Genomic DNA, 16,129 nt, shown 5'->3' on the forward strand with positions numbered 1-16,129 from the left:
AACTTAACTAACCGTATTTGGCCGTGTCAGATTATTGGGTTGCGCCCGTTTCTTCAGCAACGCGTACGCAACAAAAGCGACAATAACACCGACAAACCATGACACACGGGAGAAGGGTTCCAGCAAAGGAATAAACTTTCCACCGAGCGATAAAATGACCGCCACAATGGTTACCAGGAATGCGGTAACATTAAAACCATTATCAAAATATTTATAATCTCCTGGCGCGGTATAAAGTTCATCAAGATTTATTTGCCCACGCATAACGATGAAATAGTGCGCCATCATTACACCAATAACCGGCCCTAACATCCCGCCAATAATATCGAGGAAGAGATAAATACTGTCTTGATTCTCCATTAATTTCCATGGACAAATCAGCAAGCTAATAATACTGGCGATAAGCACGCCATTTTTATAGGTCAGTTTGGCTGGGGCGATCGCCGCGATCTGATAACCTGCCGGTATAATATTACCGGTAGCATTGGTGGAGATCGTGGTCATCAATATCACCAACACCGCAAAGAACGAGGCAAACAGGCTGTCCCATTTCTGCACAATATCCAGCACGTTCCAGGTATCCATACCATAGTGGATACTTGCCCCGGCGATAATACAGACGCCGGCGACCGCAAACAAAATATAGGCCACCACGAGTCCAAGCGTCTGACCAATAGCCTGCTCGCGAAATGAGCGCGCGTTCTGGGTGAAATCCGAGGCACTGACAGCCGGAGCGGCCCAGACGGCCACCACCGCGTTGATCACCACCAGGAACAAGAAACCGGTATGTTCCGCTTTTGCCACCCCGGTAGGCAGGTAGTCGAGGATCGGGCCGAATCCTACCAGCGAAATGGCCCAGATAGCCATGCCGCCGAAGACAATATAGATGCAGGGGTTGAGGATTGCGGTAAATTTATTCAGCACTTTTCCGCCACCAAAGCCAATCCCGACGTTAATCAACCAGAACACCAGAAAGGCGATCAACCCCGGCAACGACAGCCCCAGCAGCTTAAAATCACCGCCAAGCGTCAGAAACGCAGGCCATAATTTGCCTAATAAGATCAGAAATGCCAGCGATCCGGCGTAGCATTGCAAGCCAAACCACATAATCGCCGCGATACCGCCTCTGAGCAGTCCGGGCAATAATGCACCGCGTACTCCATATGAGGCTCTTAATATCATCGCGAAGGGTACGCCATATTTACTTCCGGCAGCACCATTAAACACCATGACCAGGGCAATAATAAAGGCACTTAATATTATCGCCATCATGATGCTAAAAGTGGAAAGTCCAAGGATAAAAAAACCACCCACCATCACATAATTTGGTACGTTGTGTACAGAACCCATCCACAACGTGAAATAATTGAATGTTTTCCAGTTACGCTGAGTGTCTGATTTCGGCAATAGATCATCACTATAGCCCCTGGTTTTGTATAGGTCTTGAGTTTGTTCCATAATTCCCTCTTAATACGCATCGGATTACGTTTGTAGGTTTAGCTATGTGGAACAACAATTTTTATTATTTATTTTTATTATACGGTGATGGTCTTTGACGGTATTTTATTCTTGCGCAAGGTGATCAGAGCAAAAAGTATCGTCCCGGTAACAACCAATCCGGCAGACATCACAAAACTAATTTCTTTCGATCCGGTCAGGTCGGAAATAAAGCCGGTGAGCGTCGGTGCAACTACCGCAGAACTCATACCAAAGAAATTAAATAAGCTGAAGGCGCGGCCTAACGTTTTCGCTGACGCCTGCTCGGAGACGAACGAGATAAGAATCGGATCAACGGCCATTTTGCCCAGCAGCCCGTACAGTACCAGGCTAATCATCAGCATGGTGGTATTCGGCGACAGAACGGTAAACATCAACATGGCCGCTGCGACTATCTCCAGCCCGAGAATAACTTTGACTTTACTGTCACGGAATTTATCCGAGAGATGGCTAAAGAACAGCGCGCCCGGTACCCCGACCACCGCCACCAGCGCGGAAGCAAAACCAATCGCCCCACCGTCAAACCCGCGTTCGGTCTGAAGATAAGAGGGCAGCCAGGTTACAATCAGATAGTAGCCGTAGCAGGTACAGAAATAGAGAAAGTACACGCTGCACAGTAATGGCGAGAACAGCGGCGCCGATTTCTCTTCCGCAACCGGCGCTGACGCCGCTGCGCTCGTTTTATTTTCCGCCGTGGCGGGTTCTTTCAGTTTGCGGCGAATGACCAGGGTAAACACGCAGAGCATCACCAGTAAAATCGCAGCGACGATAAACAACACATTTTGCCAGGCCATGTGCATGCTCTTGACCAGAATACTTGAGCCAATCAGGCCAATCCCCATGCCAATGGCAGAGCCGCTGTTGATGATGGCATTCGCCAGCGCCCGGCGTTCCTGCGGCACGTTGGCCGAGGAGAGCGAATAGGCGGAACTAAAGAAGGAGGCACAACCGGCGCCGGCCAGTAGCGAGCCGATATAAATCAGCGTCAGATTTCCGGCATTAGCGATACTCAGGGTACCGATAATAAATAGCGAAAAACCGCACATCAGCATAATTTTCTGGCCCAGTTTATCCACCAGAATGCCGCAGGGGATCTGCATGCCGCAGTAGGCCAGAAAATAGAAGCTGGCAATCGCGCCAATTTCAGCATTACTGACGTTACCCAATGACGCCTGAATCTCCGGATAAATCGGCGTTAACACGGTACGATAGATCCAAATTGCCACCCAGCCCAGACTCATTACCACGACTATTTGTTTCCAATAGTCGACACCTTTTTTATTGATCGTATCCATAAAGTCACCTGTGAGGTTCAAATAAAGCTGCCGATTTCGGCAGCTTTACGCTTATTATGCTATTTGATGATTTGCCATTAATTCCAGAGCCTGAATCAGAGACGAGTGATCTAATTCGCTGCCGCCATTCGCGGCACAGGTATTAAATAGCTCCTGACAGGTAGCTGTATTCGGCAGATTAAGCGCCAGGGCTTTAGCGCTCTGCAGAGCCAGATTGAGATCCTTCTGGTGCAGAGAAATTTTAAAGCCTGGATTAAAGGTGCGGTTAAGCATTCTTTCACCATGCACTTCCAGAATACGTGAGGAAGCGAAACCGCCCATCAACGCCTGACGAACGCGAGCGGGGTCCGCCCCGGCTTTAGAGGCAAAAACCAGCGCTTCGGACACCGCTTCAATATTCAGCGCGACGATAATCTGATTGGCGACTTTACAGGTCTGACCGTCGCCGTTTCCTCCGACGAGGGTGATATTTTTACCCAAAATCTCAAACAGCGGTTTTACGCGGGCAAAGATGTTTTCATCGCCGCCAACCATAATGGAGAGGGTGCCTTCACGTGCGCCAATTTCGCCGCCGGAGACCGGGGCATCAAGGTAATCGGCGCCCAGATCCCGCACCTGCTGCGCAAAACGTTTGGTTTCTATCGGTGAGATAGAGCTCATATCCACGATAATTTTGCCCTTCAGCGCCGCTTTAGCACAACCATGTTCGCCAAACAGCACCTCGGCAACCTGCGGGGTATCGGGTACCATAATAAAAATAATGTCTGACTGCTCCGCCACCTGTTCCGCGCAGGCCAGATGTTGTGCCCCGTGCTTGAGTAATTCATCAGCAACAGGCCCAATGGTGGTAACGTGCAGTGCGTGCCCTGCTTTAGCAAGACGGAGCGCCATCGGGGTGCCCATAATCCCCAAACCAATAAATCCCAGCTTCATAAGTGTCCTCTCACGATGTGTATTTCGATTTATCTGGGCAATAGCTATCCCTTCCTGTTGTCAGGAAATAAAATCCCTGAGTCTGGAATAATAAATACTGCCCAACGATAAATTTAAAATTAGCGGTAGCGATTAAACCAAGTCAGTCCCGCTTCGGTGGTGGTCAATGGTTTATATTCACAACCTACCCAACCGTCATAGTTTGATTTATCGATGAAATTAAAAAGATACTCATAATTAATTTCACCGGTCCCGGGTTCGCCGCGATTCGGATTATCGGCGATCTGTAAGTGACCAATACGATTAGCATATGTTTGCATCGTATGGGTTAATTCCCCCTCCATACGTTGCATATGGTAAATATCGTACTGAATTTTCAGATTATCATTACCCACTTCATCAATCAGCGCCAACGCCTGATGCGTGGTATTCAGATAAAAGCCCGGCATGTCGAAGTAATTGATTGGCTCAATTAGCAGTAGAATACCTTCCTGGGCCAGCGCGGCGGCAGCAAAACGTAAATTCGCCACCAGCGTTGAGCGAATATGTTCTTCGCGATAGCCCACCGGAGTTTTGCCGACCAGACAGTTAATTTTACGATTGCCCAGCGCTTTGGCGTAGCGGATTGCGGCGTCGACACCTTCGCGAAACTCCGCTTCCCGGCCTGGAATACAGGCGATGCCGCGTTCCCCTGCCGCCCAGTCGCCAGCGGGTAAATTGTGTAAAGTATGCTCCAGCTGGTTGTCGCTCAGCTTTTGCTTTAATAGCTCAGGCGCATAGTCGTAGGGAAACATAAATTCAACAGCGCGAAAACCACAGGCCGCCGCTTTCTCAAAACGATCCAGAAAATCATATTCCTGAAATAACATGGAAAGGTTGGCAGAAAAGCGCAACATAATGTCACCTCATTTATTCATATTTCATGAAACAAGTTTCGGTTGGTGCGTCAATGGCGCTATCGGCAACGTCTTCGAACTCCATAACGTTATCCAGTTCGCTGCCCATGGAGATATTGGTTACGCGCTCGAGAATCACTTCCACAACGACCGGCACGCGATAGGCTTTCATCCAGGCTTTGGCCTGCTCAAACGCTGGGGCAATATCCTCAGGCTTGAAGACGCGAATTGCTTTACAACCGAGTCCCTCCGCGACCTTCACATGATCGACGCCGTAGCCGTTTACTTCGCTGGAGTTAATATTTTCAAACGCCAGCTGAACGCAGTAGTCCATGTCAAAGGCACGTTGCGACTGGCGGATCAAGCCGAGATAGGCGTTGTTCACCAGGACATGGATATAGGGAATATTGAACTGGGCGCCTACCGCCAGCTCTTCAATCAGAAACTGGAAGTCGAAGTCGCCGGAAATCGCGACCACGTTGCGCTCAGGATCGGCAACGCAAACGCCCAGCGCGGCGGGAAGCGTCCAGCCCAGCGGCCCCGCCTGACCGCAGTTGATCCAGTGGCGGTCTTTGAACACATGCAGCATCTGCGCGGCGGCGATTTGCGACAGGCCAATGGTGGTGACATAGCATACGTCCCGGCCAAACGCTTTGTTCATCTCTTCATAGACGCGCTGCGGTTTAACCGGCACGTTATCGAAGTGGGTTTTACGCAGCAGCGTACGCTTGCGTGCCTGGCACTCGCTAACCCAGCTCTCGCGACGTGGCAGGCGACCCTCTTTTTGCATCTGCTGCGCAATGTCTACCAGCTGAATTAACGCCGCTTTGGCATCGGAGACAATGCCTAAGTCCGGGCACAGTACACGGCCAATCTGCGTCGGTTCAATGTCGATATGAATAATTTTGCGGCCTGCGGTGTACTTCTCGACCGAGCCGGTATGACGATTAGCAAAGCGGTTGCCAATCCCGAACACCAGATCTGAGGCCAACAGCGTGGCGTTGCCGTAGCGATGCGCGGTTTGTAAGCCGACCATTCCGGCCATCAGTTCATGGTCGTCCGGTATACAGCCCCAGCCCATCAGGGTCGGGATCACCGGGACATGGGTGATTTCCGCAAATTGTTGCAGCAGCGCGGCGGCATCGGCGTTAATCACCCCGCCACCGGCAACAATCACCGGGCGTTCCGCCTGGACTAACAGCGCCAGTGCCTTTTCAATTTGCGGACGCGTGGCGACCGGTTTATAAGCCGGCAGCGGCGAGTAAAGCTCAGGGTCGAATTCGATTTCTGCCACCTGGACATCATAAGGCAGATCGATGAGCACCGGTCCCGGTCTGCCGGAGCGCATCAGATGGAAAGCCTGCTGCAGCACGCCCGGAACCAGCGCCGCCTCACGCACCGTCACCGCCATCTTGGTGACCGGTTTAGCAATGGATTCAATATCCACCGCCTGAAAGTCCTCTTTATGCAGACGCGCGCGCGGCGCCTGGCCGGTGATGCACAGAATGGGAATCGAGTCCGCGGAGGCAGAATACAGAGCGGTGATCATATCCGTACCGGCCGGGCCGGAGGTCCCCAGACAGACACCGATATTACCGGCAGTCGCGCGGGTATAGCCTTCAGCCATATGAGACGCGCCTTCAACATGGCGGGCAAGAATATGGCGGATCCCGCCGTGCTTACGCATCGCAGAATAGAACGGGTTAATAGCCGCGCCAGGCACGCCAAATGCTGTGTTAACCCCTTCTTTTTCCAGAACATACATTGCCGCGTCAACGGCTCTCATTTTTGCCATTTTTACAACCTCACTGTATTGGAAAATTTTTCCAAATTTAAACATAACCAAAAAAGTCCCGCTCAAGAGAGCGGGTTGGATCGGCGATCAGTCGGCCTGGGGTTTAAGGCCCAGTGCGGTACTGATATTCCTTGCCGTCTCCCTTACCAGCTCGCCCTGGCTGACAAAACGGTCCGGGGTTAGCCTGGACGCAGGTCCGGAAATCGAAATTGCCGCTACCACAGAGCCCACATCATCGTAAACCGCTGAAGCAATACAGTTTAATCCTGTCACATGCTCCTCCTGGTCAATGCTGTAGCCGCAGGCTCGCGCCTCATCCAGATTTCGCTGCAGGACCGGCAAATCCACAATCGTCGTCGGCGTAAACCGCTGCAGGCCGGTCTTCACAATCACATCCACCAGCTCTTCCGCAGGGAGCGGATACAACAGCGCTTTCCCGGCGCCTGAAGCATGGAGCGGGAGTCGACTGCCGAGCGGCGCGCACATTCGCACCATCGACTTACACTCCTGCTGACCAATCAGCACCGCTTCGTTGCCGTTGCGAATCGCCACGTTGACTGTCTCCCCCGACATCAGCATCAGCCGCCGCATGAAGGGCCCGCCGACGGATAAAACGTCCCGGTTATGGATGTAGGCCGAGCCGATATTGAACGCGCCAAGACCGATATGCCACCAACCTAACTGGCTGTCCTGATAGACAAAATCCGCGCCTTCCAGCACTTTTAGCAGGCGAAAGGTGGTCGATAACGGTAAGTCCAGATTCAGGGAAATATCGCTAACCGACGAGCTGCCGCCGCTCTTTTCCAGGTATTGCAATATCGCGATCCCTCTCTCCAGCGCCTGTGCGCCTTTTTGCGCGGAAGGCTCCTGCTGGCCAGGCCTTCCACGCCTTCTCACTTCTGTCATACCTCGATTATCTCCGGCTCAAAACCTGAGCATAAATAGTGTGTAAGCGCCCACATGTTATGCAAGATAATCGACAGCGTCACGTGTAACCTCACGCAAAGCTCAGCTCCACGGTCGGGATCTTTACGACATCGCAGTTGTCTTTTCCGCCGCGATCGACGGTTAAAAAATCGGTTTCCGTCTGCCAGGCAAACAGCGGATGGTGCCAGACATTACGGTGGTAATTCACCCCCTGACGGCCATTTGAGATAAACGCACGCAGCGTGTTCATGTCCGGCTCATCGCCGCCTGCCGCGACCACCACGACAAAGGCCTCCCCCCGCATCGGCACAAACGCCTGGGTACCCAGCGGATGGCGCTCCAGTTCGGTGACAATAATCGGCAGCGCGGCGGGTTGCGCACGATTAATGCTGATGAGCGTACGATCCTGCTGTAACGTCTCCACCATCGCCAGATCGTGAAAACGCTGTACTTTTCCATCATTGATGTGAAAAAAATCCTGTCCTTCCGTTTCGATAACATCCCCATACGGGCGGAATGCATCTCGCGTCAGGGGCAATACTTCAAGCTTCATGAGCTGTTCCTTATTCATTTAAAACCGTTCCCCTTCCCAACGTTGAAGGGGGTAGAGAAGCTGCACAATCCACAGCCATCTAAGCGTGACAACACTATAAGTTGGAATAATTTTCCAAAATCTGATTTAAACCACATTATTGAAAAGGTTATTATGAAAAAATACTTAAAAATCATGGGTGAATTATTAAATAACGAGGAATATGGCGATGCTCGATCCCGAAACATTACGCACCTTTGTCAGCGTCGCTGAGACCGGCAGCTTCTCAAGAGCAGCGGAAAAACTTTATAAAACAACCGCCACCATCAGCTATCGCATCAAATTACTGGAGGACAACACCGGTGTCGCACTCTTTTCCCGCACAACGCGCAGCGTACTGTTGACGCCGGCCGGGATGCACCTGCTGGCGCAAGCCAGAGAGTGGCTGGGGTGGATTGATAGTATGCCCGGTGAGCTTCAGCAGATAAACGACGGGGTAGAGCGCCAGGTCAACATTGTGGTGAATAACCTGATGTACGACCCGCAGGCCATTGCCCGGCTGCTGGCCTGGCTCACCCAGCGCTACCCTTTTACGCAATTTCATTTTTCACGACAAATCTATATGGGCGTCTGGGATACGCTGCTACATGACGACTTCTCCCTGGCGATTGGCGTGACCGGCACCGAACCGTTAGCGGAAAACATGGCCGTCTACCCACTGGGTGAGGTGACCTGGCTCTTCGTGATGTCGCCGCATCACCCGCTAAGCCAGCAACCCGACCCGCTATCAGAGGCGCAATTGCGGCGCTATCCGGCGGTGAATATTGAGGACAGCGCCCGACGGCTGACGAAGCGCGTCGCCTGGCGTCTGCCCGGGCAAAAAGAGATAGTGGTTCCCGATATCGAAACCAAAGTTGCCGCCCATCTCGCCGGCGTCGGCATCGGCTTTTTACCGGAACCGCTCTGCCTGCCGCTTATCGCTCAGGGCAAGCTGATCGCCCGACACATTCCGACCATGCGCCCCCCTTCGCCATTGAGTCTCGCCTGGCGCAAAGATCATCATGGTAAAGCGGTGCAGGATATCGCCTCGCTGTTCAGCCATTCTGCGCCGGAAATAACGGGGTTCCTGACGCTATTCAGCAATACACCGTGAAAAATCAATCCTCCCGAGCGCTCACCGCGTACAATAGGAGAATTATCGCGTCGAGCGACGCGTCTGGATTGCCTAACGGTTTAAATGATGGAATCAGTACTAAAAAATATTCTGCAGATCCTCGCCAGCGATACGCCACTGATTGACGTACGCGCCCCGGTGGAGTTTAGCCAAAGCGCGATGCCGGCGGCGATCAACCTGCCGCTGATGAATGATGAAGAACGCGCCGCGGTCGGCACCTGCTACAAGCGCCAGGGGCCGGAAGCGGCGCTGGCGCTCGGCCATAAGCTGGTTCAGGGCGATCTGCGCGCCAGCCGGATCCGGTCATGGCTGGAAGCATGCGCCCGTTACCCGCACGGTTACCTGTGCTGCGCCCGCGGCGGCCAGCGCTCGCATATTGTCCAGCAGTGGCTGAAAGAAGCTGGCGTGGATTACCCCCTGATCGTCGGCGGCTATAAAGCGCTGCGCCAGGCGGCGATCCAGGCTACCGACGCGCTGGTACAGCGGCCGATCGTGCTGATTGGCGGCTGCACCGGCAACGGCAAAACCCAGCTGGTTTGCTCGCGACCGGACGGTATCGATTTGGAGGGCCATGCCCACCACCGCGGCTCTTCGTTTGGCCGCACGCTACAGCCGCAGCATCCGCAAGCCACCTTTGAAAACCACCTGGCGGTCAGCCTGCTCAAAAAAGCCGAACAGCAGACGCGCTGGGTGCTGGAAGATGAAGGCCATATGATCGGCGCCAACCATCTGCCGGAGTGCCTGCGCATCCGCATGGCGCAATCGCCGCTGGCGGTGGTGGAAGATCCGTTTGACGTTCGCCTCGAACGGCTGCGCGAGGAGTATTTCGATCGCATGTATCGCGACTTTATCGCCGCGTATGGCGAAGAGAAAGGCTGGCAGGCATACGGCGAGTATCTGCATCACGGCCTGTTTGCCATCCGCCGTCGCCTGGGGCTGCAGCGTTTTGCCCAGCTCACTGAACGCCTCGATGAGGCGCTGGCGCAGCAGCAGCGCACCGCCAGCACCGAGGCGCACTTCGCCTGGCTGGTGCCGCTACTGGAAGAATACTACGACCCGATGTATCGCTATCAGTTGGGGAAAAAAGCCGGGAAGATTATTTTTCGCGGCAGCTGGCAGGAGGTCGCCGCCTGGCTGGAGAAGTAATCGCATGCTCGATTGTCCCGGCTTGCGGCGTAAACGCCTTAGCCGGGCTACCGGTCGGCACGATTTGTAGCCCCGGTAGCGCAGCGCGACCGGGGAGTTGTGACCGCTTAGAAGTCGTAGCGCAGACGCACCAGGTTCATATCCCCCAGATTGTCGGTGCTGGAGGTAAACACGTGCTCGTAGTCAACGCGGAAACCATAATCCAGCTGGAAGCTAATCCCCAGACCGTTATCGATACGCTGGTAGTTGCGGCCATTCACGTACTGCAGGCGGTCGCCCATAAAGTACGGCTGAATAGATTTAACGGCATACTGATTGATCGGGAATTTATAGCCCGCAAAATATTCAATCCCCCAGGCGTCGCCGGCGAAGTAATTATGCACATCGGTTTTTTTGGTGGTGAGGAAGTTCTGATACCAGCCGCCGCCGAAGGAGAAGGTCCAGTTATCCGGGGTCCAGCTCAGCGCGGTACCGACGATGTTCTGGTCATAGGTTTTGCTGTCGGAAGTTGACGGGTCGCGCATTTCGGCGCGGGTGTAGTTCCATGCGGTCCCCCAGGTCAGATCCTTCATGATGTGGTAGTCCGCGCCAACAGAACCGCCGCCTTTACGTTTATAGCGCAGACCGTTACCCGGCAGGTATTCGCTGTCTTCGAACAGATAAGAGCCGTAAAGATCGACATCGCCAACGGTTTTCTTATATTTCAGCATATTACGTGAACGATAAGAACCATCGTAATCGCCGTTAATGCCGTTGCCCGGCGCCTGGCCGATCATGTCGTAGTCCCAGATATCGGTTTTCACCCCCACCACATCATAGTAAATACTGTTCTGCTGACCGTAGGTTAACGTCCCCCAGGTATCGCTTTTCAGGCCGGTATACAGCATGCGGCGGGTAGTATTGTTCGCCCCTTCCGCGTAGTGGTTATCCCAGTCGAACAGCGCCGGAATGTTCACCCCCAGTTCGTAGTAGCTGATCCAGCTAATATCATCGAACAGGTAGTAATCCGCCGCGAAGCGGAAACGGGTGCCGCCGTCGAAACCGTTACGCTTATAGGAGCCTTTATCGCCATCGCCGGTCATCATGTTGAATTGCGGACGAATACTCCCGCCGACGGTAAAGTTAAGCCGGCTTAACGGATCGCCCGCCTGCGGATCTTGTTTCAGCAGCGTGATCTCCGCGTGAGAAGCAAATGAAGCGAACACCAGTGTTGCGCCGATCGAGATCGCCAGCGCTTTTATTTTATGTGCCATAGTTTTTCCTTGATTAATAAGCAACCTTATATTTACCAGCTGAATATTAACCGCGAATCAGTACAGCGTGTTGTCGGTTTTTTAATGTTTTGTGCGCTTAAAAATCAACGAGTTATCAATTTGTGCGCTTAAAATAAAAGCGCCGCCAAAAACGGCGGCGCATCATCAAAATGCAATAATCTTACTGGCTAAACTGACGGAACAACGCTTTCCCTTTTAACAAACGCAGCCCCAGCCCGCCGCCGCACAGGGATAACAACACCGCCCCCGTCAGCGGCAGCATCACCCACAGCCGCCAGTCCGGCGTCCAGGGGAAATCAAAGACTTTCGTCTGCAGCATCGCCAGCGCCACTTCGGCGCCTATCGCCGCCACCAGGCCGGAAACCAGCCCCAGCAGGGCAAACTCCGCCCACAGCGTGGCGCGCAGCAGTGATTTACCAGCCCCCAGCGTGCGCCAGACCACCAGCTCCTGATGACGCTGGCGCATACCGACCTGGACCTGCGCCAGCAACAGCAGCACGCCGCAGGCCGTGACCAGGCCCACCATCACCTCCAGCGCCCGGCTGACCTGGGAGAGCACCTGGCCGACCTGACGCAGGATGGCGCCGATATCCAGCAGGCTGACTGTAGGAAACTCGCGGTTCAACTGGGTCAACATCGCGGGACCGTTATCCCAGCGGAAGCTGGTGAGCCAGCTCTGCGGCTGCCCGTCCAGCGCCCCGGAGGGGAAAATAAAGAAGAAGTTGGGCCGCAGGCTCTCCCAGTCGACTTTGCGCACGCTGCTCACCTTCGCGCTGAAGTCCTGAGTATCGCCGGTAAAGGTCACCGTATCGCCGATCTTCACCCCCAGCCGCTGCGCCAGTCCCTCTTCAATCGATACCTCGCCCGGCTTCGGCGGCCAGTTGCCGGCCACCAGTGGATTATGATCCGGACGCTGTTCGCTCCAGGTGAGATTAAGCTCGCGATTCAGCGCTTCGTCTTTGTTCCCGTCCGTGGAGTGGCCGTTGATCTGCGTCAGACGAGCCCGGACGATCGGATAAAATTCCGCCGCCCGCGTCTGGTGTTCGGCGAGGAAAGTCTTCACCGGCATTATCTGCTCAGGGGCGATATTGATCAGAAAGTAGTTTGGGCTCTCCGGGGGCAGCTGCTGCTGCCAGCGGTCGAGCAGATCGCCGCGCAGCACCAGCAGGAGCGCCAGCAGCATAAACGACAGGGAAAACGCCGCCAGCTGGCTGAGGGTCGACCACGGCTGGCGCAGCAGGCGGTTCACCGCCAGGCGCAGCGGCAAGGCGTTGAGCGTCAGGCGTTTGAGCAGCCACAGCAATCCCCAGCCCACCAGGCCGCACAGCAGCGCCAGCACCACCGCCCCGGCCAGCACCGACCACAGCAGGGGGCTGCCGCCCATCAGCCACGCCAGCAGGCCCACCACCACGGCGCTGACCGTCGGGATCCAGATTTTCAGCGGCCAGACGTTAGCCACCACGTCCTGGCGCAGCACCCGCAGCGGCAGGGTCGCCAGCAGCAGCCGATAGGGGCGCAGGCCCACCAGCAGGGAAATCACGCCGGTCGCGCCCACCGCCCACAGCCACGGCCAGCCGCTGGCCGGCGGGAGCGCGGCGGGCAGAACCGGTTTGAGCATCAGCAACAGCAGGCGCTCCAGCGCTAGCCCTGCTGCCCCGCCGGTTATCAGCGACAGCGTCAACAGCAGCAGCCATTGGCCGACAATCAGCTTGCGCAGCTGCGCCCGTCCGGCGCCCAGCGTCTTGAGTATGGCGACCAGATCGTAGCGGCTGCGGCAGTAGTGGCCCATCGCCACGGCCACCGCCGCGACGGCCAGCAGCAGCGTCAGCAGCGCGGATAACAACAGGAATTGCTGCGAGCGTTCGAGGGATTTGCCCAGCGCGCTGTCGTCCTGGTCAAGACCAATCCAGCGATGCTCCGGGCCGAGTTTCGGCAGCAGCCACTGCTCATAATTGGCCAGCTGTTCAGCGTCGCCGGCGAACTTATAGCGCCATGCGACGCGACTCCCGGGCTGCACGGCGCCGGTCTTTGCCACGTCGGCCATATTCATCATCAGCCGCGGCGCCATCTGGAAGGGGTTGAACCCCGCATCCGGCTCCTGAATCACTTCCCCGGCAATGCGCAGCGTGGCGTCGCCAACGTCAATCGTATCGCCGGTTTTCAGGTTCAGCAGCGCCATCAACCTTGGCGCCAGCAGCACGCTGCCCGCCTGGGGCTTCAGCCCCGGCGGCTGCGTCTCGAGAGTGCCATACAGCGGATAGCGGTCATCCACCGCCTTGACGTCCGCCAGCTGCGGCGTATCGCCCGCAAAGGTCATGGTGGCGAAGCTCAGCTGTTCGCTGACGCTCAGCCCTGACTGGCCCGCTTGCGCGATCCACTCAGCGGGCACCTCGCGCGAACTGCGCAGCGTGCGGTCGCCTGCCATAAACTCACGGCTTTGCTGGCTGAGGCCTTTCTCCATCCGATCGCTTATCGACCCCAGGGCCAGCACGCAGGCCACGGCGAGGCTTAACGCCAGCCAGACGATCAGCAGCGACGGCGAGCGCCATTCGCGCCAGAACCAGCGGGCGATCATGCTTCCTCCCGCAGCTGGCCATCCACCAGGCGCAGACGACGGTCGCAGCGCGCCGCCAGCAGCGGATCGTGAGTGACGAGGATCAGGGTGGTGCCGTGTTCGCGATTAAGCGAGAACAGCAGATCGGCAATTTTATCCCCGGTCTGGCGATCGAGGTTGCCGGTGGGCTCATCGGCGAACAGAATGGCCGGACGACCATTGAAGGCCCGGGCCAGCGCGACCCGCTGCTGTTCACCGCCGGAGAGCTGTGCCGGCAGGTGGTGCAGGCGTTTGCCAAGCCCCAGCTGCTCAAGCAGCGCGCTGGCATCGCCCCGGCTCTGGCTATCGCTGGCGCCACGCAGCAGCGCCGGCAGCTCGACGTTCTCCAGGGCGTTGAGCGTCGGGATCAGCATAAACGACTGAAAGACAAAACCGACGTGCTGCGCCCGCAGCGCCGCCCGCGCCTCCTCATCCATCCGATGCAGCGGTTTGCCCAGCATCGATACTTCCCCACTGCTGCCATCGTCCAGGCCGGCGAGGATCGCCAACAGGGTCGATTTACCGGAGCCCGACTCGCCGATCAGGGCGATGGTCTGCCGCGGTTTGACAACCAGCTCAACTCCGGTAAGGATGGAGAGCTGATGCTCCCCCTGACCGACGGACTTCTTAAGATGATGAACTTCAAGTATGTTTTCCGCTGGCATGTGCCTTTCCTGTTTTTGTTCCTGTTTACCTGCCGCGCGATGGCGGCGGATACGCTGCTGATCCTCGGCGACAGCCTGAGCGCTGGCTATCGGATGGCGGCCAACGCCGCGTGGCCTGCGCTGCTCAATGAGAAGTGGCAGGCGAAAACGCCAGTGGTGAACGCCAGCATCAGCGGCGATACCTCCCAGCAAGGGCTGGCCCGTCTGCCTGCGCTGCTTAAACAGCATCAGCCGCGCTGGGTGCTGGTTGAGCTCGGCGGCAATGACGGGCTACGCGGCTTTCCGCCGCAGCAGACCGAGCAGACGCTGCGCACCATTATTAAGGATATCAAAGCAGCCAACGCCGAGCCGCTGCTGATGCAAATTCACCTGCCGGCGAACTATGGCCGCCGCTATAATGAAGCCTTCGGCGCGATTTACCCGGCCCTGGCCAAAGAGTTCGCTATCCCTCTCCTGCCATTTTTTATGGAGGAGGTGTATCTGAAACCCCAGTGGATGCAGGACGACGGCATTCACCCGAATCGCGACGCGCAGCCGTTTATCGCCGAGTGGATGGCGAACCGGCTGGCTCCCTTAGTTAATCATGACTCCTGAACGCCAGGGGTCGCTGACAGGTAAAGTTATGCAAAAAACGGTTTTAGTGACAGGCTGTTCCAGCGGGATTGGTCTGGAAAGCGCACTGGATTTAACCCGCCAGGGCTTTCGCGTGCTGGCGGCCTGCCGCAAGGCAGAGGACGTGGCGCGGATGCAGGAGCTGGGGCTAACCGGTATTTTGCTCGATCTGGACGACCCGCAGAGCGTGGAGCGCGCGGCGGCGGAGGTGCTTGCGCTGACCGATAATCGTCTCTACGGCCTGTTCAATAACGCCGGATACGGCGTCTATGGCCCGCTGAACACCATCAGCCGCCAGCAGATGGAACAGCAGTTTTCCGCTAACTTTTTCGGCGTCCATCAGCTCACCATGCTGCTGCTGCCAGCGATGACGCCGCACGGCGAAGGTCGCATCGTGATGACCTCGTCGGTGATGGGGCTTATCGCCAGCCCCGGCCGCGGCGCCTACGCCGCCAGTAAATACGCCCTCGAGGCATGGTCCGACGCACTGCGCATGGAGCTGCGTCACAGCGGTATCAAGGTCAGCCTGATTGAGCCGGGCCCGATCCGCACCCGCTTTACCGATAACGTCAACCAGACGCAAAGCGACAAGCCCGTTGAAAACCCGGGCATCGCCGCCCGTTTTACCCTCGGGCCGGAGGCGGTAGTGGAAAAAGTGCGCCACGCTTTTATCAGCGATAAGCCGAAGCTGCGCTACCCGGTCACCCTGGTCACCCACGCGGTGGCGCTGCTCAAACGCCTGCTGCCAGCCCGCGCGATGGACAAAATTATCCACGGCTGAGTTGAAGCG

General features: G+C 56.1%; 15 protein-coding genes. 5 read left to right on the forward strand and 10 right to left on the reverse strand.

What is annotated here, in order from left to right; translation table 11 throughout:
- Positions 1-3 precede the first annotated feature (3 nt).
- The 7 genes from ABLV64_RS00585 to allA all read right to left on the reverse strand — a co-directional run bounded on the left by ABLV64_RS00585 (position 4) and on the right by allA (position 7,896).
- A complete protein-coding gene (locus ABLV64_RS00585; protein ID WP_025714216.1) occupies positions 4-1,458 on the reverse strand; it encodes a putative allantoin permease in 1,455 nt (484 codons plus the stop codon).
- 77 nt (positions 1,459-1,535) lie between these two features.
- Positions 1,536-2,792: an MFS transporter gene (locus ABLV64_RS00590; RefSeq protein WP_048267517.1), complete on the reverse strand. Its 1,257-nt coding sequence runs from the start codon at positions 2,790-2,792 to the stop codon at positions 1,536-1,538.
- A gap of 54 nt (positions 2,793-2,846) precedes the next feature.
- Positions 2,847-3,725 carry a 2-hydroxy-3-oxopropionate reductase gene (gene glxR, locus ABLV64_RS00595; protein ID WP_025714214.1) on the reverse strand — a complete coding sequence of 293 codons (879 nt, stop codon included), beginning with the start codon at positions 3,723-3,725 and terminating at the stop codon, positions 2,847-2,849.
- A gap of 119 nt (positions 3,726-3,844) precedes the next feature.
- The gene (hyi, locus tag ABLV64_RS00600) at positions 3,845-4,621 is read right to left on the reverse strand and encodes a hydroxypyruvate isomerase (protein ID WP_043521429.1); all 777 of its coding nucleotides are present in this window, start codon (positions 4,619-4,621) and stop codon (positions 3,845-3,847) included.
- 13 nt (positions 4,622-4,634) lie between these two features.
- Positions 4,635-6,416, reverse strand: coding sequence for a glyoxylate carboligase (gcl, locus tag ABLV64_RS00605; protein WP_065903726.1), 1,782 nt, complete (start codon positions 6,414-6,416; stop codon positions 4,635-4,637).
- Positions 6,417-6,503: 87 nt separating this feature from the next.
- Positions 6,504-7,322, reverse strand: coding sequence for an HTH-type transcriptional repressor AllR (gene allR / locus ABLV64_RS00610; RefSeq protein WP_012737529.1), 819 nt, complete (start codon positions 7,320-7,322; stop codon positions 6,504-6,506).
- A 91-nt stretch (positions 7,323-7,413) separates the two neighbouring features.
- A complete protein-coding gene (gene allA, locus ABLV64_RS00615; protein WP_025714052.1) occupies positions 7,414-7,896 on the reverse strand; it encodes an ureidoglycolate lyase in 483 nt (160 codons plus the stop codon).
- A gap of 208 nt (positions 7,897-8,104) precedes the next feature.
- On the opposite strand from allA, the gene allS reads away from it, so the two are divergent.
- Together allS and mnmH are read left to right on the forward strand one after the other, a co-directional pair.
- Positions 8,105-9,028 carry an HTH-type transcriptional activator AllS gene (allS, locus tag ABLV64_RS00620; RefSeq protein ID WP_043521430.1) on the forward strand — a complete coding sequence of 308 codons (924 nt, stop codon included), beginning with the start codon at positions 8,105-8,107 and terminating at the stop codon, positions 9,026-9,028.
- Between the two features lie 87 nt (positions 9,029-9,115).
- Positions 9,116-10,195, forward strand: coding sequence for a tRNA 2-selenouridine(34) synthase MnmH (gene mnmH / locus ABLV64_RS00625; RefSeq protein ID WP_064178158.1), 1,080 nt, complete (start codon positions 9,116-9,118; stop codon positions 10,193-10,195).
- A gap of 107 nt (positions 10,196-10,302) precedes the next feature.
- On the opposite strand, the gene ABLV64_RS00630 is transcribed toward mnmH, so the two are convergent.
- Complete coding sequence (locus ABLV64_RS00630; protein ID WP_049117067.1) at positions 10,303-11,448, reverse strand: porin; 1,146 nt, start codon at positions 11,446-11,448, stop codon at positions 10,303-10,305.
- 91 nt (positions 11,449-11,539) lie between these two features.
- Between ABLV64_RS00630 and ABLV64_RS00635 the strand changes: the two genes are divergently transcribed.
- Positions 11,540-11,668 (forward strand): hypothetical protein, encoded by a 129-nt coding sequence (locus ABLV64_RS00635; RefSeq protein WP_032426074.1) that lies wholly within the window; start codon positions 11,540-11,542, stop codon positions 11,666-11,668.
- On the opposite strand, the gene ybbP is transcribed toward ABLV64_RS00635, so the two are convergent.
- Positions 11,630-14,044 carry a putative ABC transporter permease subunit YbbP gene (ybbP, locus tag ABLV64_RS00640; RefSeq protein WP_131080806.1) on the reverse strand — a complete coding sequence of 805 codons (2,415 nt, stop codon included), beginning with the start codon at positions 14,042-14,044 and terminating at the stop codon, positions 11,630-11,632. The two genes, ABLV64_RS00635 and ybbP, sit on opposite strands and share 39 nt — an antisense overlap.
- The gene (gene ybbA, locus ABLV64_RS00645; RefSeq protein WP_348843121.1) at positions 14,041-14,727 is read right to left on the reverse strand and encodes a putative ABC transporter ATP-binding protein YbbA; all 687 of its coding nucleotides are present in this window, start codon (positions 14,725-14,727) and stop codon (positions 14,041-14,043) included. Before ybbA ends, ybbP begins: the two co-directional genes overlap by 4 nt.
- On the opposite strand from ybbA, the gene tesA reads away from it, so the two are divergent.
- Positions 14,698-15,321 carry a multifunctional acyl-CoA thioesterase I/protease I/lysophospholipase L1 gene (gene tesA, locus ABLV64_RS00650; protein WP_025999119.1) on the forward strand — a complete coding sequence of 208 codons (624 nt, stop codon included), beginning with the start codon at positions 14,698-14,700 and terminating at the stop codon, positions 15,319-15,321. The genes ybbA and tesA overlap by 30 nt on opposite strands.
- Positions 15,311-16,120, forward strand: coding sequence for an SDR family oxidoreductase (locus ABLV64_RS00655; RefSeq protein ID WP_072140396.1), 810 nt, complete (start codon positions 15,311-15,313; stop codon positions 16,118-16,120). Before tesA ends, ABLV64_RS00655 begins: the two co-directional genes overlap by 11 nt.
- Positions 16,121-16,129: the final 9 nt, after the last annotated feature.

This window comes from Klebsiella sp. JB_Kp031 (assembly GCF_040064295.1).
In the GTDB taxonomy this organism is placed as follows: Bacteria; Pseudomonadota; Gammaproteobacteria; order Enterobacterales; family Enterobacteriaceae; genus Klebsiella; species Klebsiella quasipneumoniae.